General features: G+C 43.2%; 22 protein-coding genes. 10 read left to right on the forward strand and 12 right to left on the reverse strand.

Features of this window, described 5'->3' with window-relative positions:
• Nucleotides 1-24: 24 nt before the first annotated feature.
• Entirely contained in the window at nt 25-1,440 is a 1,416-nt protein-coding gene (locus BN1765_RS02555) for an MBL fold metallo-hydrolase (RefSeq protein WP_050613702.1), read from the reverse strand.
• Between the two features lie 749 nt (nt 1,441-2,189).
• Here BN1765_RS02555 and BN1765_RS20700 point away from each other — a divergent pair.
• The 5 genes from BN1765_RS20700 (at nt 2,190) to BN1765_RS02580 (ending at nt 5,060) form a co-directional block, all read left to right on the forward strand.
• Nucleotides 2,190-2,597 (forward strand): methyl-accepting chemotaxis protein, encoded by a 408-nt coding sequence (locus tag BN1765_RS20700; RefSeq protein WP_390621187.1) that lies wholly within the window; start codon nt 2,190-2,192, stop codon nt 2,595-2,597.
• 139 nt (nt 2,598-2,736) lie between these two features.
• Entirely contained in the window at nt 2,737-3,933 is a 1,197-nt protein-coding gene (locus tag BN1765_RS02565; RefSeq protein ID WP_147554136.1) for a class I SAM-dependent rRNA methyltransferase, read from the forward strand.
• Between the two features lie 183 nt (nt 3,934-4,116).
• Entirely contained in the window at nt 4,117-4,350 is a 234-nt protein-coding gene (locus BN1765_RS02570) for a glutaredoxin family protein (RefSeq protein WP_050613704.1), read from the forward strand.
• A 125-nt stretch (nt 4,351-4,475) separates the two neighbouring features.
• A complete protein-coding gene (locus tag BN1765_RS02575; protein WP_050613705.1) occupies nt 4,476-4,772 on the forward strand; it encodes a rhodanese-like domain-containing protein in 297 nt (98 codons plus the stop codon).
• Nucleotides 4,773-4,826: 54 nt separating this feature from the next.
• Nucleotides 4,827-5,060 (forward strand): glutaredoxin family protein, encoded by a 234-nt coding sequence (locus tag BN1765_RS02580; RefSeq protein WP_050613706.1) that lies wholly within the window; start codon nt 4,827-4,829, stop codon nt 5,058-5,060.
• 122 nt (nt 5,061-5,182) lie between these two features.
• Here BN1765_RS02580 and BN1765_RS02585 read toward each other — a convergent pair whose 3' ends face one another.
• From BN1765_RS02585 to BN1765_RS02595, 3 genes are all read right to left on the reverse strand, one after another.
• Nucleotides 5,183-6,646, reverse strand: a complete 1,464-nt coding sequence (locus tag BN1765_RS02585) for an NADP-dependent glyceraldehyde-3-phosphate dehydrogenase (RefSeq protein WP_050613707.1) — start codon at nt 6,644-6,646, stop codon at nt 5,183-5,185.
• A gap of 641 nt (nt 6,647-7,287) precedes the next feature.
• Nucleotides 7,288-8,316: a serine hydrolase domain-containing protein gene (locus BN1765_RS02590; RefSeq protein WP_050613708.1), complete on the reverse strand. Its 1,029-nt coding sequence runs from the start codon at nt 8,314-8,316 to the stop codon at nt 7,288-7,290.
• 96 nt (nt 8,317-8,412) lie between these two features.
• A complete protein-coding gene (locus tag BN1765_RS02595; RefSeq protein WP_050613709.1) occupies nt 8,413-9,000 on the reverse strand; it encodes an NAD(P)H-dependent oxidoreductase in 588 nt (195 codons plus the stop codon).
• Between the two features lie 657 nt (nt 9,001-9,657).
• Between BN1765_RS02595 and hflX the strand changes: the two genes are divergently transcribed.
• Nucleotides 9,658-10,935: a GTPase HflX gene (gene hflX / locus BN1765_RS02600; protein WP_050613710.1), complete on the forward strand. Its 1,278-nt coding sequence runs from the start codon at nt 9,658-9,660 to the stop codon at nt 10,933-10,935.
• 270 nt (nt 10,936-11,205) lie between these two features.
• Here the strand turns inward: hflX and BN1765_RS02605 are convergent, their stop codons facing one another.
• The 3 genes from BN1765_RS02605 to BN1765_RS02615 form a co-directional block, all read right to left on the reverse strand.
• Complete coding sequence (locus BN1765_RS02605) at nt 11,206-12,498, reverse strand: hemolysin family protein (RefSeq protein WP_050616658.1); 1,293 nt, start codon at nt 12,496-12,498, stop codon at nt 11,206-11,208.
• Nucleotides 12,499-12,571: 73 nt separating this feature from the next.
• Nucleotides 12,572-13,258, reverse strand: a complete 687-nt coding sequence (locus BN1765_RS02610; protein WP_050613711.1) for a zinc metallopeptidase — start codon at nt 13,256-13,258, stop codon at nt 12,572-12,574.
• A gap of 18 nt (nt 13,259-13,276) precedes the next feature.
• Nucleotides 13,277-13,723 (reverse strand): MerR family transcriptional regulator, encoded by a 447-nt coding sequence (locus BN1765_RS02615; RefSeq protein WP_050613712.1) that lies wholly within the window; start codon nt 13,721-13,723, stop codon nt 13,277-13,279.
• 345 nt (nt 13,724-14,068) lie between these two features.
• Between BN1765_RS02615 and BN1765_RS02620 the strand changes: the two genes are divergently transcribed.
• Together BN1765_RS02620 and BN1765_RS02625 are read left to right on the forward strand one after the other, a co-directional pair.
• Nucleotides 14,069-15,610 carry a maltose/glucose-specific PTS transporter subunit IIC gene (locus BN1765_RS02620; RefSeq protein WP_050616659.1) on the forward strand — a complete coding sequence of 514 codons (1,542 nt, stop codon included), beginning with the start codon at nt 14,069-14,071 and terminating at the stop codon, nt 15,608-15,610.
• 3 nt (nt 15,611-15,613) lie between these two features.
• Entirely contained in the window at nt 15,614-16,300 is a 687-nt protein-coding gene (locus BN1765_RS02625; protein ID WP_050613713.1) for an N-acetylmannosamine-6-phosphate 2-epimerase, read from the forward strand.
• A 223-nt stretch (nt 16,301-16,523) separates the two neighbouring features.
• Here the strand turns inward: BN1765_RS02625 and BN1765_RS02630 are convergent, their stop codons facing one another.
• Complete coding sequence (locus BN1765_RS02630) at nt 16,524-17,339, reverse strand: MurR/RpiR family transcriptional regulator (protein ID WP_050613714.1); 816 nt, start codon at nt 17,337-17,339, stop codon at nt 16,524-16,526.
• A 278-nt stretch (nt 17,340-17,617) separates the two neighbouring features.
• Here BN1765_RS02630 and BN1765_RS02635 point away from each other — a divergent pair, with 278 nt between their 5' ends.
• Together BN1765_RS02635 and BN1765_RS02640 are read left to right on the forward strand one after the other, a co-directional pair.
• On the forward strand, nt 17,618-18,235 hold the full coding sequence (locus BN1765_RS02635) for an NUDIX hydrolase (RefSeq protein ID WP_050613715.1): 618 nt from the start codon (nt 17,618-17,620) through the stop codon (nt 18,233-18,235).
• Nucleotides 18,236-18,389: 154 nt separating this feature from the next.
• Nucleotides 18,390-18,878, forward strand: coding sequence for a DinB family protein (locus BN1765_RS02640; protein ID WP_050613716.1), 489 nt, complete (start codon nt 18,390-18,392; stop codon nt 18,876-18,878).
• An 84-nt stretch (nt 18,879-18,962) separates the two neighbouring features.
• On the opposite strand, the gene BN1765_RS02645 is transcribed toward BN1765_RS02640, so the two are convergent.
• From BN1765_RS02645 to BN1765_RS02660, 4 genes are all read right to left on the reverse strand, one after another.
• Nucleotides 18,963-19,658 (reverse strand): ABC transporter ATP-binding protein, encoded by a 696-nt coding sequence (locus BN1765_RS02645; RefSeq protein WP_050613717.1) that lies wholly within the window; start codon nt 19,656-19,658, stop codon nt 18,963-18,965.
• Nucleotides 19,658-20,782 carry an ABC transporter permease gene (locus BN1765_RS02650; RefSeq protein WP_050613718.1) on the reverse strand — a complete coding sequence of 375 codons (1,125 nt, stop codon included), beginning with the start codon at nt 20,780-20,782 and terminating at the stop codon, nt 19,658-19,660. The genes BN1765_RS02645 and BN1765_RS02650 overlap by 1 nt, the downstream gene beginning before the upstream one ends.
• Nucleotides 20,783-20,927: 145 nt before the next feature.
• Nucleotides 20,928-21,443, reverse strand: a complete 516-nt coding sequence (locus BN1765_RS02655; RefSeq protein ID WP_050613719.1) for a PadR family transcriptional regulator — start codon at nt 21,441-21,443, stop codon at nt 20,928-20,930.
• Nucleotides 21,444-21,523: 80 nt separating this feature from the next.
• The gene (locus BN1765_RS02660) at nt 21,524-21,991 is read right to left on the reverse strand and encodes a hypothetical protein (protein WP_050613720.1); all 468 of its coding nucleotides are present in this window, start codon (nt 21,989-21,991) and stop codon (nt 21,524-21,526) included.
• Between the last annotated feature and the right edge of the window lie 151 nt (nt 21,992-22,142).

Below are 22,142 nucleotides of genomic sequence, written 5' to 3' on the forward strand. Positions count from 1 at the left end.
CCGCCATGGATCGGCGGTTTTTTTTCATGAATGGGCAGGTGTTTTCGTGTCGTTTACCCAACGGGAATACCCGCCGAGCTGGTTATTGATATCGGTGATTCCGTTTGCCTGCAGAATAGAAGCGGCAATGGCAGACCGTACACCGGAACCGCATTGTACCATAATCGGTTTATCTTGTTCCACCTCATCGATATGCTGCGGGAGATCGCCGAGCATGATATGCTGAGCACCTTTTATATGTCCTTCCTTCCACTCTGCTTCTGTCCGGACATCCAATACATGCACTTCCCCATCTGCAACTTTCTTTTCCATTTCAGATGGCGTTACATTTGTGTAGCCTTCCAATTGAGGAGCTGTTTTAAGAAGGCTTTCAATATCGCCTAAGGCGGTGAATCGATCAGCTCCGATGGAATAAAGGGCCGTTTTGATTTCTTCCAATTCTGCCGCATGGCCAAGTATATAAAGAGGTTTGCCGTAATCGACCAGCCATCCTGCCCAATTGGCAAATCCTTTATTCAATGGGATATTGATTGTTCCTGGAATATGCCCTCTAGAAAACTCATCGGCAGGGCGCGTGTCGATGACTTGCCCTTCATTGGAAAGGATATGGTCAAGCTCTTGATAGGAAGTGAACAGATAGATTTCCGGCAAATCCTTAAGCAAGCATGCGCCTTCTTTATTTACTTTTTTCATGCGCGAAAAATAATGCGGTGGTTCCGGCTGTCCTTCCAAAAGGGCAGCGGTGAACGAATCCTGCTTGTTCTCCTTGAATGCCCAATTGAACCGCTTTTCATATCCGACTGTTGTGGTTGGAATCGCGCCCAGAGATTTACCGCACGCGCTTCCTGCTCCATGCCCCGGCCAGATTTGAAGAAAATCGGGCAGTTGCTTACTTTTTTGAATGGATTGAAACATATCCGCCGCGCCTTTTTTCGAAGAACCCTTTGCTTGGGCGGCTTTTTCCAACAAATCGGGCCGGCCGATATCTCCGACAAAGATAAAATCGCCAGTGAAGATGCCCATTGGTTCATCGGCTTTTCCTCCTGTATCCGTAAGCAGGAAGGAGAGGCTTTCCGGTGTATGGCCCGGCGTATGGATAACTTCGAATTTGATTTTGCCTATGTGGAATACACTGCCATCCTTTAACAATTCGACTTTCCAATCAGACAACTGCTGATACTTCCAGTCTGCATCTCCTTCATCCGATAAATAGAGAGTAGATCCGCAATGGTGGGCCAGTTCTCGTGAACCGGATACGAAATCTGCATGGATATGTGTCTCAACTGCCCCTGTAATGGTGAACCCTTCTTTGGCTGCTGTCTCAAGATACGGCTGGATGTTTCTCATCGGATCAATGACCAATGCCTCGCCTGTTGCCTGACAGCCAACCATATAGGAAGCCTGGGCCAATTTTTCATCGTAATAATAACGCAATAGCATAGCAATTCCTCCTTTGACGTGTTTGTTTATATACTCTACCCGGTATGTTGGGAGGGAAACACGGGAAGGAAGAAAAGAAAGAGCCGGCTTAAGAATCCATAAAACCAGACGATAGTATTATTAGATTATTTAGTGGCTAAAGAACGGATCTAACGAATGGCCGCTTAGGAATGAACGTCCTAAATAATCAAAGTTTCACTTCGTTGGAAACGATTGCAATGAGAGGGACGACCAGTGTTTGGCTGTATAAAAGAACAAACTATAAGAATAAAGGTAGAGAGGGGTATACGGTTAATATGGTGAATGTAGAGACAAAGGCAAAAGAAATGTCTATTTTGGAAGCATTTATAATGGTAGCTCCTTACTTGAATAAATTAGTGCAGGACGATATTACAGTTAGTGTCTATGATACCGAGAAGCTGAAGATTTCTGTCCCGGCAGAGACCTTTTCACTCAATCTAAAGCCCGGAGAAGCTTTACGGGATGGAGATATCCTGGCAACGGCAATCCGCCAGGACCGTGAGATGACTGGTATGGTGGGGGAAGAAATGTTTGGTGTGTCTTTTTCGAGCAAGGTATTGCCGCTTAAAGATAGCAATGGCACGGTGATAGGCGGCGTGGGGGTCGGCTCCAGCCTAGAATATGTAACTCAACTGAATGGAGTGGTGGAGAACTTATCCGCTATTGTGGGGGAAACGGCTGCCAGCCTAGAGGAAATTAATAGTTCAGCGGCTGTATTGGCAACGAGGATGGAGGATATCACACACCAAATGGTAGAGGTCAGCTCGGGAGCGGAACAAATAGGTTTGATTTCCAAGGTCGTTAAGGCGGTATCCGACCAAAGCAATCTGCTCGGTTTGAACGCTGCGATCGAGGCTGCACGCGCTGGGGAAGCCGGCAGGGGGTTCTCTGTTGTAGCGGACGAAATCCGAAAGCTCGCCACCAATTCGAAAGAGCAGGTGACACAAATCGATTCCATCACAAAGAACATCCAAAAAGCCATCGAAAACCTGGATTCAGCTTTCAATGGCATTAATCAGTTTACAGAACAGCAGGCGATGGCCATTGAACAAATTTCCGAAACAGTGAAGGAAATCAGTTCAACAGCTGATAACTTAGCTTCCTATGTAGTTAAGAAGATGGATGCTTCACTATAAAGGAATGAACTGCAGAGGGAAAGCTATATAGATTTTTTTGTGTGAATTGGCTGAATGGTCTGCAAATATGTCATAATGGACTAGCGACCAAAAGAAATGGACAAGGAGCATGGCTTCCTATCTAGTGAATGAAAGGTGTTTGGCCAAATTGATCACATTACAATTGAAGAAAAAATATAGCGATAAAATACGTAAGGGATACCCGCTGCTGGAGAAAGAAGCAGTTAGCGTGCCTGAAAAGCTGAAAGATGAAGGACAATTGCTCCAACTGGTGGATGAACATCACCACTATCTTGCTACTGCCTACTACGGCAATCAAAATAAAGGGCTGGGATGGGTACTGACAGACTGCAAAGAAGAAAAGATCGACCATGCCTTTTTTAGCCGTAAGTTCGCTGCAGCAATCAACCTCCGCAAGCAGCTGTACCAAGATGAACAGACGACTGCCTTCAGGGTGTTCAATGGGGAAGGCGACGGAATCGGCGGGATCACGATTGATTATTATGACGGTTTTTATATGATCCAATGGTACAGCAAGGGAATCTATTCATTCCGTGCCGACATATTGTCCGCGCTTAAAGAAACAGTCCATTATATCGGCATCTATGAAAAGAAACGCTTTGACAGCAAAGGCCAATACGTAGAAGACGATGATTTTGTGGCAGGGGAACGAGGTTCATTCCCGTTAATTGTGAAAGAGAATGGCGTGAATTTTGCCGTGTACCTGAACGATGGCGCCATGACCGGCATCTTCCTTGACCAGCGGGAAGTGCGGAAAGCGATCAAGGAGCGGTATTCTGCCAGTGCGGAAGTATTGAATATGTTCTCCTATACAGGCGCTTTTTCAGTGAACGCTGCTCTTGGAGGCGCCCGGATGACTACCAGTGTAGACGTGGCCAACCGCAGCCGTGCCAAGACAGAAGAACAATTTAATGTGAATGGCATTGATCCTAAAACACAGCAGATTGTGGTGGACGATGTTTTTCAATATTTCAAATATGCGGCCCGCAAACAGCGAAGCTTTGATTTAGTCATCCTCGATCCGCCGAGCTTTGCTAAAACAAAAAAACGAACGTTCAGTGCGGCCAAGGATTATAAGGAACTATTGAAGGAAACAATCGCCATTACCAAAAATGAGGGGGTCATCGTGGCATCCACCAATAGCTCGGCATTCAACATGAAGCATTTCAAAGGGTTCATCCAAACAGCCTGCAAAGAAATGAATGCCAAGTATACGATTCTCGAAGAATACAGTTTACCGTCCGATTTTAAGCATATCCGGTCATTCCCGGAAGGAAATTACTTAAAGGTTGTCTTCATCCGTGTGAACAAATAGACGGCAAGTATCTTATCTGATAACGAGTATGATTGTGTAACAATAGGAAAAAGGGTGCGGTGCAAACTGCGCCCTTTACATAGATGTAATCCCTGAGCAAAATAGTGGGCCGAATATACCCCAGGTGGTATAATATATGTATATTAACAGTTAGGTAGTATTCCTGCTTGAAGGAGGGGCACAGTGAAAAACGTAACAGTGTACTCTATGTCCAATTGCGCGTATTGTGATGTGCTGAAGCAGTTTTTAAATCGTGAGGGAATTGAATACAAAGAAGTGTCGGTGGACCGCCAGCCTGATTTGGTGCAAATGCTGCTGAATTCCTCCGGACAGATGGGACTCCCGCAGACTGAGATTGAGGGACAATGGATTGTTGGCTACCATCCGGATAGCATCTTGAAAGCACTGGATGCCTGAAATCTGGCTAATCGATGCAGGAAAGCGTAAAATAGGAAAAAGAAACCATTGGTAGAAAAGGTTATTTATTGGGTAAAGGATGTAAAGCCTTAAAAAAGTAAATGATGTTGAAGGAGGAATTGATGATGAAAGAAATATCAGCAAAAGAAGTAGAAGAGTTAGTGAGCAAGGGTACAAACCCAACAATTATTGACGTGCGCGAAGATGACGAAGTAGCACAGGGGAAAATCCCGGGGGCAAAGCATATCGCATTGGGCACCATTCCAGAACGTGTGAATGAATTAGATCCTGGTAAAGAATATATTATGGTATGCCGTTCCGGCGGAAGAAGCGGGAAGGCCACACAATACTTGGAGCAGCAAGGTTATAAAGTCACCAATATGACTGGCGGCATGCTTGCATGGGAAGGCCCTACAGAGTAAGCGCAAACTGTGTTTCCGTCTGGAAAAACATATTATTTTGAGGAGGGTATAATTATGAATGATGTAACAATCTACACAACTACAACTTGCCCTTATTGCACAATGATGAAAAATTTCTTGAATGAAAACCACGTTGCATATAAAGAAGTAAATGTAAGCAAACATCCGGAACAAATGCAAAAACTGGTTCAAACAACCGGACAGATGGGGGTTCCACAAACGAACATAAATGGCCAATGGATATTAGGGTTCGACCCTCAGTCAGCCATGCAGTATCTTCGTGGATAATGGATGAATCAAGAACGCCGGATAAGACCGGCGTTCTTTTTATATGTTTTCTTATAAATATCTTTGCACTTAATCAAAAAGGGCTCAACGTAATTGAGCCCTTTTAAGCGAAGATAGTTTCATTATTTGTTCAGATTAATTACTGTTGATTTAAGTCTTGTCATTGCTTCAATCGAATATCTGATCCCTTGGACACCAACACCGGAATTCTTGATGCCTGAGAATGGGAAATGGTCCGGCCCTCTCTCCGTTTTGTTGTTCACTTGGACGGAACCGACCTCTAATTTGTTTGCTACATAAAACGCGTCATTTATGTTATTTGTAAAGACAGATGATTGCAATCCGTACTCGGATTCGTTCGCAATCGTGATTGCTTCTTCTGCATCTTTAACTCTGATGACAGGCAATACCGGGCCAAATGGCTCTTCCCAAGCCACTCTCATTTCTTTCGTTACATCATCAATTAAAGTTGGATAAATTAAATTGCCTTCCCGTTTTCCTCCGACAATTACCTTACCGCCCAATTCAACTGCATCAGTGATTAGTCCTTCGACGAAATCTGCGCTGTTGGCATCAATTAACGGAACCACATCGGCGGCTTCCAGTTCCAATGGATTTCCAACCTTCAGCTTTTCCATTTCTATTTTAATCTTATTGACTAATGCATCCGCTACTTCGTCGACAACCAATACTCTTTTTATTGCTGTGCATCTTTGTCCTGAGTAGGCAAAAGCCCCAGATACAATGTTCTTGGCCGTTAAATCTAAATCTGCATCTTTCAATACGATTGCAGCGTCTTTTCCTCCAAGCTCCATTAGGACATGAATCATCTTGGACATTTGTGAAATTCTTGCCCCGATTTCAGAGCTTCCAGTGAAGTTGATGAAACTGATATCAGGATGTGTAACAACATAGTCGCCGATCACGCTGCCTTTTCCTGTGACCGTGTTGATTACGCCTGGTGGCAAGCCTGCCTCTTCGAAGATTTTAACCAAATACAATCCGCTTAAACTTCCTTGTGTTGCAGGTTTGAAAACGACGGTATTTCCGCCCACTAGTGCCGGTGCTATTTTGGATGCGGCTAAATTAACCGGATAGTTAAATGGTGATATAGCCAAAACGACCCCTAAAGGCTCTCTAGTTACCATGCCAATCTTATTTTTGTTTCCTCCTGGGAATGTATCGCCTTGGAGATGTTCTCCTTGTATGGTTTTGGCTGTATCCGCTGTGAACCGAATTAAATCTGCTGTTCGAAGCACTTCTGATTTGGCGCTTTTCTTATCTTTCGCTACTTCCATCATAACCAATTCTGCTAAGTGATCTGCTTGTTCTTCCAGAAGGCTCGCTACTTTATATAACAGTTCGACCCTCGTATGCATTGGGATAAGTCTCCACTGTTTTTGGGCTTCCTTACTATTTTTGATAGCTTCATCCACTTCTTCTTTAGTCATAGCAGGCACTTTTCCTAAAGAAGAGTTAGTTAAAGGGGAGAAGATTTCTATGTAATCTCCATTTTCGCTTTCCTTCCATTGTCCATTCAATAATTTTTTACACTCATTGTTTGAATTCTTTATCTCGTTGATCATTTAATTTACCTCTTTTGTTAAAATTTAGAACCATCGTCAGTAATGGCGTATTTAAACCTTTTTTCAGCTACTTGTGTGTTTCGCCATTACGAGCACCGCCTTACTGCCATTTTTCTTGGCCATCGGTTGGTTTTATAATGGCTAAAATGGGATTTCAGCTCCGGAAACCCTTAATAAAGGATAGCTTGCACTGTTTCTCTTTAAGATTCCCTTATGTTTGGAATATAATTTTAAAGGAGAGCAATTTATTTACATAAGTAACAGTTTCCATAGCAACTGTTTTGGAGTTATGTATGATCGATTGTTCAATAAACAATTCCTTTACTTGTTTTTAGTGCGCATGATTACTGCTGATTTTTGATCTATCATACAATAAATACGGGGATGCTAAAAGGGATATACTTTTCCTCTTCCTTTTGTGATTTCCATACTAATACCCTAACAATTGTATCCGTCATTTGCAATAATTAATATTTTAGAATAATAAAAAAGCCCATATACGTTTAAAATCACGTATGAGCTTCAGTGATCTAATGCCTGTTTTAATTTGATTTCGTTTTATGTGAAGGTTCTAAGAATGATGATTCTAGAGCTAATGATCTAAGGCATTACCAGGCAGTAAAAAGTCCGGGCATCAAGCTTTAGGTAGACCGCGGGGAAAGGCCCGCCAATGCGCAAACGGCAACCGAGTCGCCAAAAGTACGGACATCTTCCAGATAGTCGTATCCAGGCGTGGAGCCAAGCCTATTGAACATTCGGACCGCACACAGTTCTAGAGAAGGGATGACCAAAAGCGTCACACCTGTATAGCCGAGGATTTGATAAGAGCCATCCGGAACCCGGGGACCAATCTCTGACCGCTTTCGATCGCCATCTTTTACGAACCATAAACATCCGTTTCTTGGATCATCTGCGGGTATGCCCTCTGGAGTATGCAGCGAGGTTGCCAACTTAATAATCGGTTCAGGAACAAGCTGGCTTTCGTTTATTCTTCCTTTTTTTAGATGAAGATAGCCCCAAAAAGCCAGTTCCCGCGGAGAGACATACATATTCATTTGGCTGCCGTCTGTATTGTCTGCAAGTGCAAAAGGCGGATAGTCATCCTCTGACAGCACTTTAACCATGTTGGGGCTGGCAATTGATTGCCAGCCTGTATGTTTGAAGCCTAGGGACTTAAATACGGGTCTGACTATATCTTGGATCGATAAGCCAGATGTTTTCTTGATTATCTTGTCTAACAAATGAATATTGATGCCCCGGTAAGCCCAGCCAGTGCCCGGGGCAAATTCCCGGGCCATTGTTTCTCCTGTTTTTTGAAGTCCATGAGTATGTGTCAATAGATGGCGGATTGTCACTCCTTCAAGCATGCTCGCAGGCAGATCATCTATATAGGTTGTTGCTAAATCATCTAAACGATCAATAAAGCCATTAACCACACAGTAGGCAGCAGCATAGCCGATATAGCACTTTCTGACCGAAGCCACATAAAATTGGTAGTCCATAGCTGGGGGAGCCATGGCTTTTTCGATTGTGCCCCAGTATTTCTCGGCCGCTATGTTATCCTTATGAATAACAATACAGGCTGCTGCTGAGGCCTTTAATTGTTCATAACTGCTTTGGACATGTTCCAGCACTGGCTGGAATTGATTGGTTTCCTTTTTCTCTAACATCCCATCATCCTTTGTTCCGATTTAAGAGCATTTGGAGCCGTTATTCAGGTTGCTTCTCTAATTAGACTTCGGAACCGGCGGATAAATATCCTTTTTTTATGTCATGCAAAAGGAGGCAATCGTACCGGAAATCTTGTCTAAGTGCAGTTGTCTTTCTTCATTGCTTAAGTCGTGTATGCCTGCCAAGATGAAATGCTGCACGACTTCAATACCGCAATATCCGAGGATCCCTTGGTCGATCGTATGGCGCATGTTTTCGCTCAAACCGCGGATGGCCAATGATTTTTCCGTATCGCCGGCGGTTTCAATGACGAATGCTTTTTTGCCTTTTAGAAGTCCGGCCGGCCCTTCCAAGGTCGATTGAAAAGCGAAGCCGGAAGACAGGACGCGGTCGAAGTAACCTTTCAGAATGGCAGGTGCCGCATACCACCACGTCGGATAGATAAAATAAAGGACATCCGCCCAGTCGATATAGTCTTGTTCTTTCGCTATATCTTTGGAATAAGATAATTCCTTGAATCCCCGAATTTCATCCTGTGTCAGCACTGGGCTGAAAGAAAGGCGATAAAGATCCCTGATTTCGACTGGCTGGCCCTGATTCTGCAATTGAGTGCAGATGGTTTTCAGGATAGCCCCATTGAAGCTGTCCTGGGATGGATGGGCAAAAACGATCAGATGTTTCATAACGTTCTTCCTCCTTTTAAGGATGGTTTGTATCCGTATTATAGCCTTTGAATAAGGGAGGAAAAGACTGCATGGGATGTCAATTATGGTACATGTAGAAAATTGTCTGACAGTAATAGTTGTTTTTCAATATGGTAAGTGATATCATGCAAGTAACTTTAAGAGAACGGAGGGTTTCCTGTCATGTTTTTTTGCAGATTACGTTTCCAAGCTTTGAACGGCGCTAACTGAATAGTGTTCAAAGGCTCTGCATGTCTGCGGAGTAAACGGGATTAGTCTGCCTATTTTTAAGGAAACCCCTTTAGACGTAAGAAACACTTTTTCGCTTCTTAAGAATAGTTCAATTATATATGTCTGATTCATTGCCTATTAAAGGCTGGACTCAATGCCAATTGACTTTCATTCCGGACGGAAGAGATTTTTTTCGGCACTGTCTGTCATCGGACGCCCGTTTATGGTCGACACATGCACATAGCCTGTGTTTTTTTGTATTTTTAGAGAAGGGTTGTTTATGTGTTTGAGCGGGAGGTAGAAAAACGGTAGGAACGGCAATATATAGATGGGCGGCAACGTTTTTGGAAGCAAATAAATTAGGAAGTTTTTCATCATAATGTAGGGGTATTTTATGAAATCCAGCATTGTTTAGGAGGAATATAAATGACAGAACAACGTGAAAAAGCGATATTAGTCGGGGTTAATCTACAGAATGAAGATGATTTCGATTTTCAATATTCTATGGAGGAGCTTGGAGAGTTGGCTGCTGCATGCGATGTGGAAGTGGTGGGGCAAGTTACGCAGAAACTGGACCGCGTCAATAACTCGCATTATATCGGCAAAGGGAAAATCGAGGAAGTGGCGGCATTGAAAGAAATGCAAGATGCCGACACAGTCATCTTTGATGATGAATTGTCCCCATCGCAAATCCGCAACTTGGAGGCCGATCTTGATTGTAAAGTAATTGACCGTACCATTCTGATTCTTGATATCTTTGCGCGCCGGGCAAAAACCCGTGAAGCGCAGATGCAGGTGGAAATGGCAAGATTGCAGTATATGCTGCCGCGCCTAGTTGGCTTGCGGGCTTCGCTCGGACGCCAGGGAGGGGGCGGAGGAGAAGGCCTGACCAACAGAGGTGCCGGGGAAACAAAACTCGAGTTGGACCGCCGCCGCATCGAAGCAAAGATTGCTTTTCTCCGCAAAGAACTATCCGTGCATGTTGCCCAGCGTGAAGTGCAACGGAGACAGCGCAAAAAGAATGAAGTGCCGGTCGTTTCCCTGGTAGGCTATACGAATGCCGGCAAATCGACCATTATGAATGGGATGATTGAACTGTTTAATGAATCTGCACATAAGCAGGTATTCGAAAAGAATATGCTGTTCGCTACATTGGAAACGTCCATCCGGAAAATCGAACAGCCAGACCGTAAATCGTATCTATTGACAGATACAGTCGGTTTCGTCAAAAAACTTCCGCATCATCTGGTCAAAGCATTCCGATCTACTTTGGAAGAAGCGGCCAATGCGGATTTATTGATCCATGTCGTCGACTTTTCCAATCCCCACTATCGACAGATGATCCAAACGACGAATGAAACGCTGAAGGAAATGGATATCGAGGGAGTCCCTACTCTAATCGTCTACAATAAGGCGGACCAAACGGGAGAGGAATATCCACGCGTAGAAAATGACAAGATTTTCATATCGGCGAAGAAAAAAGAAGGCTTGAAGGAACTAAATACAGAAATACGCAAGCACATCTTCAAGGATTATGTCACATGCACCATGCTCATTCCTTTTGAAGAAGGGCACCTGGTCTCTTACTTCAACTCTAATGCCAATGTTACATCGGCCTCTTATGAAGAAGAAGGGACATTGTTAAAAATGGAGTGCCGTTTAGCTGATTATGAGAAATACAAACAATATGTAATTGCAAAATAAGCAAAGAAAAAAGGCCTTAGTGATCATAACTAAGGCCTTTTCTCTCGCAGTAAATTATTAGTTTTAGTAGGTTAATGTCAAATCTATTTTTTATTGTAAGGCTGGGGCTTGCTTCTTTCAATCGCTTTCAAGGGATTGTAATGGAGTATCCATAGATTCCTTGTATTTCTTTCACAAACGCACTTAACCTTGAAGAAAGGGTGAAGTTGATGGAGTTTCTAGGAAACAAAAAAGGAGGAATATCCGCGAAAGGGACACACCTCCTTTTATTTAGGCGATTCGCTGTACGTCGATATAGAGGATCTGCAGGTTATCCATCTCTGTGATTGTGAAGGCATATCCATCTGCCTCAATGACGTCGCCTACTTGGACGTCGTATTTTTGAGAAAGGATCCAGCCGCCGATTGTATCGACTTCCTCATCGGAGAGGGAAATGCCAAGCAGTTCATTGGCATCTTCCACCAGCACCATGCTGCTTAACAGGTAATGATGGTCAGAAAGCTGGCGGATGTCAGGGACTTCATCGGTGTCGAACTCATCGCGAATTTCACCGACAATTTCTTCAATGATATCTTCCACCGTTACGATTCCGGAAGTGCCGCCGTATTCATCGAACAGCACAGCCATCTGCATTCGTTCCTTCTGCATGCGCAGAAGCAGTTCGTTGATCGGTATGGTTTCAATCATGCTGATGATCGGCTTCATGATGTTCATAAGGGGACGGTCGGTCTGTTGATGGATGCGCAATGCGCTCATGACATCCTTAATGTTGATGATGCCAACGATATTGTCTTTATCTCCATCCACAATCGGATAGCGCGTGTATTTTTCAACCTCGATTGTTTCCCATACTTCTCCAAGTGTAGCGTCGATAGGAATGGTAACGATGTTGGTCCGTGGAACCATAATTTCCTTGGCGATGCGGTTATCAAATTCAAAAATGTTATTGACGTAAGTCAGTTCTGTCTGATTGATTTCCCCGCTCTTATAACTGTCCGAAAGAATCATCCGCAATTCTTCTTCAGAGTGCGATGCTTCGTGTTCAGTGGCTGGCTTGTAGCCGAATAGGCCGACCAACAGGCGCGCTGAACCATTTAATAACCATATGAATGGAAACATAATCTTGTAGAACCACATAATTGGCCCAGCAAACATCAAGGTGATTGTCTCCGCTTTTTGGATGGCAATTGTTTTAGGAGCTAGTTCCCCGATGACCACATGAAGGAAGGTCACAGCCACAAAAGCAATAATAAATGATAGGATATGGCTGACGGAGCTCGAAATATGGAAGTAATGGAAAACCGGGTAAAGCAGTTTTTTCACTGTAGGTTCCCCCAACCAACCTAATCCCAAGGCTGTAACGGTAATGCCGAGCTGACAGGCGGATAAGTATTCATCCAAATGGGAAACGACATGTTTTGCCGCTTGTGCGCCGCGCCGGCCTTCATCAATCAATTGATTGATGCGCGATATCCGCACTTTTACCATAGCAAATTCTGCTGCCACGAAAAAGCCGGTAAGTGCAATTAAGATTGCTACAAGTATTAAATTAAAAATCTCCAAATTTTGCCCTGCCGCATACTGCGGCAAGGCTTACACCTCCTGTGATGTCTATCGTTGATTAAGATGTTGTATGTTATTCATCGTCATTGCTCTGAAAGAAGATCATGACAAATTTCAGCAGTTCAAAAAGGGACATTAAGGCAGCGGCTACGTATGTCAAAGCGGCTGCATTCAAGACTTTCTTGACGCCATGTTCTTCCTCATTATAGAGGATGCCTTCCTCAACCATCAGCTGTCTAGCCCTGCTGCTGGCATTGAATTCAACCGGCAGCGTAACCAATTGAAAGGCGACGGCTGCTGAGAAGAGAATAATCCCAATCCCTATTAAGTTCGATTGGGATAAAAGAATCCCGCCGATGAACAACAGTGGGGCTATCCCAGAGGCGAAGTTGGCCACAGGGAATAGCTTTGAACGCCAAACTAGCGCTCTGTACGATTGTTTGTGCTGGATCGCATGGCCAATTTCATGGGCAGCGACCGAAATAGATGCAATAGATTTGCCGTGATAAACGTCTTCGGAAAGGCGGACAACCCGGTTAGCTGGATCATAGTGGTCGGAAAGGGCTCCGGGCACCACTTCGATCGGAATATCGCTCAAACCGTTGTCATCCAATAGCTTGCGGGCCGTTTCGGCACCGGAGAAACCTGTTTTGGTCGGTACTTGGGACCATTTATTGAAGTTGCCTTTCACTTTGAATTGGGCCCAAATCGAAAGCCCAAGTGCAAGGAATATAAGTAGATCCATGGGGTGAAATAACATGTAAATTCAGTTTGCCTCCTACATTAATAATATTAATAATGCTTGGATTAAAGTGAAGCTTTCATGGGATAACTGCTTGCGGATTAAATCATTTTTATTGATTTTCTTCTCTTGGAGCAGTTCTACGATCTCTAATACATTTTTCTCTAGCCCCTGAAGCTTGTGCTTTAATTCTCCAAGATCGATATCATTGTTTGCTTCTTCGTTAAATTTTCTTTTTATTTCTTCCAGTGACATGTTCTTATTTTTTAATTCTTTAATAGTATTCAATGTTTGTACAGCTTCGTTTGTATAATAACGATAGTTTGAAGGAGTACGCTCAGCTGTCAATAAGCCGATGTTTGTATAGTAATCAATTGTCCGTTTTGATACATTGGTCATTTGCGCCAATTCGCCTATTCTTATTCTCCCGATCCCAATAGAATCCCCTCCCGAAACTGTCACGTGCTGCTTAGGGTACAACACTAAGAAACTTGCCCCCTAAGTAATTGAAAATAGAGAAAATTTAAAAGGTGTGTACACCTGTCTTAATCATATCATAAGCTATTAACCTTAAGAAAAGTTTAAGATTCCTAAAAATAGTCATAGCTTTTATTAAGTTACTGCTCTAGAGAGACCGTAAACCGATTGTAGGCAGTTGTTGGTCTGGATTTAAGGTACATTGATTGAGTGTCCGCTCAGGGATGCCAGCTTTTCCTAGGGTAGGCCATGAGTTTTTGAGAAATAAAGTAGAAATATATTTATTGACTTGAAAACACTTACAATTTAAAATAATTATGAAAATGATTTTCATAAAGGGGATGAATTATGATGGGTGTTTTCTTCGAGAAGGCTCAAAAGTTTGGTAAGTCTTTTATGCTTCCAATTGCCGTATTGCCGGCAGCGGGTCTTTTGTTGGGAATTGGCGGTGCTTTGTCCAATCCCAATACATTGGTTGCTTATCCATTTTTGGATACGCCGTGGCTTCAATATATATTTCAGATTATGAGTTCCGCAGGGAATATCGTTTTCGCCAATCTAGCACTTATATTTGCAGTAGGAATCGCTGTGGGCTTAGCAAAAAGCGATAAAGGAACAGCAGGTTTAGCGGCTGTTCTTGGATATTTGGTTATGAATGCAACAATCAATGCAATGCTCACGATTACGGGGGAGTTAGCGAAGCCTGACGAGCTGGCATCTGTCGGGCAGGGAATGATTCTTGGCATCCAGACGTTGGAGACAGGGGTGTTCGGCGGCGCTTTTGTCGGTATCATTACTTCTTTCCTTCATAATCGCTTTAATAAAATTGAATTGCCTCAATTCCTGGGATTTTTCGGCGGGTCGCGTTTTGTTCCGATTATTACATCGTTCGCTGCTATTTTTCTTGGGGTGTTCATGTATCTTGTATGGCCTCCGATTCAATCAGGTATTTTCAATCTCGGGGGACTGATTGAAAAGACAGGTTATATCGGCACTTTCTTCTATGGGTTGATTTTGCGTTTATTGGGGCCTTTTGGTCTCCATCATATTTTCTATATGCCGTTCTGGACGACGGGTCTTGGAGGTTCTATGATCATCAACGGCCAAGTGGTGGAAGGTACGCAAAAAATATTCTTTGCCCAATTGGCCGACCCAAGCACGAAGGAGTTCTATATAGGAACCGCCCGTTTTATGTCAGGTCGTTTTATCACGATGATGTTTGGACTGCTTGGCGCTGCTCTTGCCATCTATCATACGGCTAAGCCGGAAAAGAAAAAGATTGTTGGGGGACTTATGCTTGGTGCTGCATTAACCAGCTTCCTGACAGGGATTACAGAACCCCTTGAATTCTCTTTCTTATTTGTAGCGCCAGCACTTTACGTGATCCATGCGGTATTTGACGGGCTTGCTTTCATGATGGCCCACATTCTTCAGATCACAATCGGGCAAACCTTCTCGGGCGGATTTATCGACTATGTTTTATTCGGCATTCTGCAGGGCAATGACAAAACAAACTTCTTATGGGTACCGGTGATCGGTGCAGTGTGGTTTGCCTTGTATTACTTTACTTTCCGTTTTGTTATTGTGAAATTCAACTTCAAAACTCCTGGCCGCGAAGATGATCAAGTGCAGGATGAAATTGCAGCAGTAGCAACAAGTGAAAGAGCCCAAACTATTATTAAAGGTCTTGGTGGTCTGGGAAATATTGAGGATGTGGATTGTTGCGCAACTCGCTTGCGCGTCACCGTAAAGGATAGCAGCCTCGTAGCAGATGATATATTGAGAAGCACAGGTTCTAAAGGAATCGTTAAAAAGGGCAATGGGATACAAGTTATCTACGGTCCACATGTCACTATTATCAAGAACGAAGTAGAAGAATTAATGGGGGCGTAATAAATGAAGAATTTTTTATCTGAAGTAAAAGGCGGGTTGATTGTCTCCTGCCAAGCGTTGGAAAATGAACCGTTGCACAGCTCATTCATCATGGGCCGGATGGCCGTTGCGGCTGAAAGTGCAGGAGCGGTTGGCATACGTGCCAATTCAAAAGAAGATATTATTGAAATCAAAAAACAAGTTGCTTTGCCTGTTGTAGGGATTGTCAAGCGAGACTATGTGGATTCCGACATCTATATCACAGCAACAATGAAGGAAATCGAAGAGTTGGTGGGAAGTGGCTGTGAGATGATTGCTCTGGACAGTACAGATCGCTTGCGTCCTGAAGGCAAAACATTGAAGGAGTTCTATACGGAGATTCGTACAGCATTTCCCAATATTGCTTTAATGGCTGATATCTCCACGCTGGAAGAAGCTATTTATGCTGAAAAATTAGGGTTCGATTGTGTGTCCACCACATTGGTCGGCTACACGACGAAGACATCCGCCCATAAATTGTTTGATGAAGATTTTGCTATATTAAAACAGATTATAGGATCACTGTCCATTCCGGTAATCGCTGAAGGGAATGTACTAACGCCCGAAATGGCGAAACGGACACTGGAGCTTGGTGTTCATGCGGTCGTCGTCGGAGGCGCCATAACAAGGCCACAACAAATTGCTAAGCGCTTTGTGGATGCAATCAGATAAATCACATGAATAAAGCCCCCTGGTTATAAGCAGGGGGCTTTATTCGTCGCGGGACGGAGGTCTTTCGCTTTTCTTGATTTAGCTGCAGCAGCCAGGGACTAGCAAACTTCGCGTTTCTCTCTTCAATAAGTCAACATCAGCTCTCTACGCTCGCTGTGTTTCCTTTATCTTGAGAGAAACACTCCAGTTTATTACGGAGCTAAACGTGCCCTTTCGCTTTTCTTTATTGTTCGCCTCTCATTTTGTGGATGGTTTCGAGGGTTTTTTTTCTTTTTTCTAGGTAGGCTGGATCTTCGAGCAAGAGCATGCTGACGATGTCGAGAATGTAGAAGATGGATAATTGGCTGTTGATGAAGTTGTCTTGGTCGATGATTTTTAAGCTGGATGTAAAGATGACTTCATCGGAAACTTCAGTAAGCTTTGTGTGATCGTAGTTGGTGATGCTGATGACATATCCACCATTTTCTTTTGCGATGCTGGCTGCGTTGATCACTTCCGCACTAGTGCCGGAGTTTGAGATGCAGAATACCAAACTGTTAGGTTGGATAAGGGCTGATCCCATTAACATCATATGGGGGTCGATGATGGCATCAACGTTGAATCCCATCCTCATTAGCCGGTATTTTAGCTCAAGGGCTGTAAGACCAGAACTGCCCAATCCAAATATCAGGATGTTTGGTGTTTGTTTCATGATGTGGATGATTCGTTTGATCTGTTCATGGTCAACCAACTCTTGGGTAGATTTAATAATGACATTATACATATGGTTTACCAATTCGAATGTGTCATTTGATTCGTTGGTTTTTTCCACTTCACGGTTAAGTAAAATCTTGAATTCAACAAAATTTTCCACGCCTATTTTCTTGCAAAAGCGGGTAATGGTCGAGGTTGAAGCATTCGTTTTTTGGGCGAGATCCTTGATATTAATGTTAAGAATTGTTTCTTTATGGTTCAAAACGTAGTCGGCAATTTCCTTTTCTTTCATTGAAAATGTGTGGTAGTTCCTTTGTATGCTATCCAATACATAGTATTTTTTCATTGCATTATCCCATCCTATATTTCACTTATTCCTTTCTATTATCTCAAATAATAGGGTTGAATCCTATTCGATGTTTTATTTTCATCATAGAATATATAGGATGATCATTCTCTTGTTAATTGTTTGGATATAGATTACATTCGAATAAATAGTTGTTAAATAAGGGGAGAAATCAAGTTAAACGGTTAGTATACACAGCAATATGTCTGCTATGCTGATTGTTTAATTCATAGACCAAAAAAAGGAGCTATTATATAGCGTGATAAAGGAGGGGGCTTATGAGCGACAAATGGATTGATTGGGCAAGGCGTATTCAATCTGTCGGGCAATCTGGCCTGGCTTTTTCAAAAGATATTTTTGATAGGGAAAGGTATGAAGAGCTTTTGAACATAAGCGCAGAAATGATGGCCGATCATTCTGGCCTTGAAGTGGATGCGATCAAAGCCATGTTTGCAGAAGAAAGTGGGTACCAAACCCCTAAAGTGGACGTCCGTGGTGTTGCTTTCCGTGAAGGGAAAATCTTGCTTGTGAAGGAAAAGATGGATGACAGATGGGCATTGCCTGGCGGGTTTGGTGATGTCGGTTTGTCGCCAAGTGAAAATGTGACGAAAGAGTTGAAAGAGGAAACCGGTTATGACGTGGAGCCGGTTAAATTACTGGCAGTTTTGGACAGCAATAAATATCCGCTGCAAAGGCAGCCATTCCATTACTATAAACTATTTATCCAATGCAAAATTGTGGGTGGCCATGCGGAAAAAGGAATTGAAACGAAAGGAATAGCCTTCTTTGGGGAGGATGAATTGCCGCCTCTCTCTTACCGGCGCAATACAGAAACACAGCTTCGCCTGATGTTTGAATTTGACCGCAATCCGGATAAGCAAGCCGCCATTGATTGACCCAACCAGAACTGTTTCTTTTCCGGCGCGGTTCTGAGTATGGAACATTTTTTCTAGGAGGCTCAATTGACAAAAAGGGTGTTAATTATTAGAATTATCTTACAGTTGGATAAAACAGCTGTATAAAAAAGGAATGGGACGGAGGCTACCCAAAATGTCAAAGAAACATGAGATTCTGTTCAACCAATTGAATGACTATCGCCAGCAGTTAATCCATCTTCTCCATACAGTCAGTGAAGAACAAGCCGACATGATTCCCGATGGCTTCCACAATAATATCCGCTGGAACGCCGGCCATATTTACCTGGATCAATATTTATGGATACAGCATTTGACGAAAGAGCCCATCTATATACCGGAAGAGTACCATAATTGGTTCGGGCATGGCACAAGTCCAACAGTATGGCAGACGTCTCCGCCAACCATGAAAAATTTAATCCTCCAATTAAGCAACCAGGTGAATTATATTAAAGAAAAATACGGCAATCGACTGGAGATCGAGTACGCACCCATCGAATCGGGCATGCAGACACTTTCGCAAGTTCTTGTCCGCACCATTTACCATGAGGGCATACATCTTTCGCATATCCAGTTATTAAAGCGCTTTCTTGAGTGTTCCGTCGAGAAAAAACAGATAGTGTAAAATATTTTGAATAACGTTTCACATGAAACATGAACGATTTAAAAAAAGAAGAGAGACGGTTTATCCGCCTCTCTCATTCAATTTTTAGGCATGTGCTGGAGTATGGGGCACCGGCGACAGTTTGCCGTCCTCCATATGATAGACACGGTCGCAATAGGTAAGCATCCGCTCATCATGGGTAACCATAATGGCCGCTTTATTGCGTGCTTTTACTTCCTTGGCGATCAATTGGACAACCTCATGTGCCCGGTGTGTGTCCAGGCTGGCAGTAGGCTCGTCTGCCAGAATGATATCTGGGTCATTGACGAATGCGCGCGCAATAGCGGTTCGCTGGCGTTCGCCTCCTGATAATTGGTCAGGAAACTTCTGCAGTTTTTTTCCTAAACCCAAATCCTTCAGCAAGTCTTGTGCAAATATGCGGTCTGCTGTTTTTACTTTACCACTCATTTTTTTCACCAGCAGCAATTGGTCCAATACGGTTAAGTAGGGTACGAGATTGGATGTTTGTAGAATGAAGCCTATTTCTTTAAGGCGAATCCGCGATAATTCTTTTTGAGTCTGTCCGGCGATTTTGGTTCCGTTAAGGATGACTTCGCCTTCTGATGCTTGCAGCAAAGCTCCGGCTATGGAAAGAAAGGTGCTTTTACCTGAACCGGAAGGACCAATGATGGCGACAAACTCTCCGGGTTCTACAGTCAAGGATACGTGATCCAGCGCAATGACTTTACTTTCGCCTTCCTCGTAATATTTAGATACATTTTTCAACTGAATACCAGACATTATTCAACCCTCCCAATTGCTTGAAGCGGATCTATTTTTGTAATTTTGCGCACAGACAAGATAGAACTTAGTACAGAGACAATCAATAGGACGATACCATATATCAGTACAAGCTTAGGATCAAGGGAGAATGGTGTGCCCTCAGGCAGAATGACTGCTACCAGATAAGCCAGCAATGCACCAACCAGTATGCTTGATAATGACAGAATGAAGACCTGGGAAACAATTGTCCGACCGAGGAATCCATTGCTTGCGCCGATGGCTTTCATAATACCGAATTGGTTTGACTTCTGCAGTGTAAGAACGTAGAAGAATACGGCGATTACTACGGCCGATATGGCAAGTAAGAAGACAAGCATCATAGTGATGGTTCCATTCTCTTCTTTATGGCCAGGCATGCCCTGGATAGCTGTATCTTTTGTGACGACTTCTAGGCCGGGTATATTTTTCTCGATTTGTTTGGCATTAAGATCATCCCCTTGAATCATGATGGCGTTAACTGGATTCTTCACGCCGTCATCTGATTTTGGGGCCGCAAAGCGCATGCTCCGGAATTTATCTACCGGCGCATAGACGGTGGCTACATGGTTATAGGTTTCGTTATGCATAAAGCCCACAATCTTCATTTTTTCATCTGAACTTTCGACTTTTACTGTGTCACCAATTTTGAAGCCCTTATCTTTTAAGGAATCGTTGACGATCACATCATTGGGACGGGAAGCGGAAATCGTCTTGCCCTCTGTCACTTTGGGGATCAGAAAGCTATTTGGTTCAGCCCCGAGAACGGTGACGTCATATTTATCATCGTCGTTTATATGTTTTTTATCTTTCATAATAGTGACACTTACTGCGCCGAGCGGAGCCACTTTGTTAACATTCTTTTGCTCCTTTATCTGATCCATGGCGTCTTCCGAAATGATGGATCGGCTCATTGAAGCGCGAGCGCCTTTCTCGAAGGCTACGTAGTTAGCGTCAATATTCTTGAATGAAGCTGCGCTAAGGGTATTAAGGCCTGTCCCTAAGCCCGATAATAAGAAAACGAGCCAGGAAATAAGAACAAAAATGAGGCCAATCATCAGAAAGCGCAGTTTACCGTGCTTTAATTCTTTTAAAGCCAGAAACATGTATTCCACCCCTTGTATTGTATGAATTTGATTAATCATTATTGACTAATCTACTTTAGTATAGCCCTGTTCTCCCTAAATGGTCAAGTTTGACTAATCGGACGAAAAAAAACCCAGCAAGGGTAGCTGAGCCTTTGTCGGCAAGTTATTGATCCTGGAGGTCGGCAATGGTCTGTTTCAAGAATTGGATTTCTGTTTGGAGCATTTGCCATTTATGTTTCATGGCTAGATTTACACCGATGCCTTCTTCATGTTCCGGCATCTTTTTCAATTGGTCGAGCAGCTTCTGGCTATTTTGGAGTCGGACATGTAAAGCGGCTATACTTTGTTCAAGGGGAAGGTGGTCGATAAACATCAAGCCGATATCGCCTTGGAAATGGATGCTCTCAGGGGCGCTTAGATTTTGAAGCAATAGTTCATAAAAATAGGCAGTTCCTTTTTCGTTGATTGTATACACTTTTCTTGGCGGCCTATTTCCTTCCTGCTCTAGACGTTCATCGATGTACCCTTTGCGGCTCAGTTTATCCAGTGTCGCATATGCAGTCGGTTTTTTCATATCGGTAATATTATTTAAATTTCGTTCAATGAATTCGTTAATTTGATAGCCGTGTTGGCTTTGAGACATCAATAATCCTAAGATAACCAATGATCGTTGGTTCATGGAGAGATCCTCCTCTATCTTTTTCTATTTATTAGTATAGCACTTCAGGCAATGAATAGTCCTTCTTGCTGAATCTGCAATCAGTTTTGGCCGGCCCATGCTTGGATTTTTACAGAGCCGCCTCTTCCTGCTGTATCTCTGACAGATAATTGATAGATAAAGCCTGGTGTGGGATCGGTTACTTTCTGGTCGGTTGATGTACCCGAGGCCAAAACACCCTCTTTTAAGGTGCCCTGAGGGGAGGCGAGCGTGTATGCTAGTGTTCTGCTTCCTTTGTTTTCTATGAAAACATGCAGATTGCTGCCGGATCGATAAGGAATCGGATATTGTTTGCCGTCCTTATAGAAACGGGTTTTATCGATAAGTAAAGCAGATTCTTTAAAATATGGACCGGCAGCCGCAAGGAGATTCTTTTTGGTAAGAGGGTCTGCAGACGCATTCTTCACATAAGCTGTTGTATCGTCAAAAGGAAAGAACACATGGGATGAGAGCCCGGCTACTGTTAAAATGAGAATGATGCCGATCATGGCATTTTTTACTGTATACATAGGTGGTTTGTTCTCCCTTTCCGTTTATTCAAAGTTTATCCTGCTCTTAAAGGCCTTTAACCTTCCTACGTTTTCACTGTAGTGCACAGGATTATGGAGCTTAATCTTTCTTAACTTACAACTCAAAATATTACACCAAATAATGGGGTAG

This window comes from Bacillus testis, assembly GCF_001243895.1.
GTDB classification, from domain to species: domain Bacteria; phylum Bacillota; class Bacilli; order Bacillales; family DSM-1321; genus Bacillus_AD; species Bacillus_AD testis.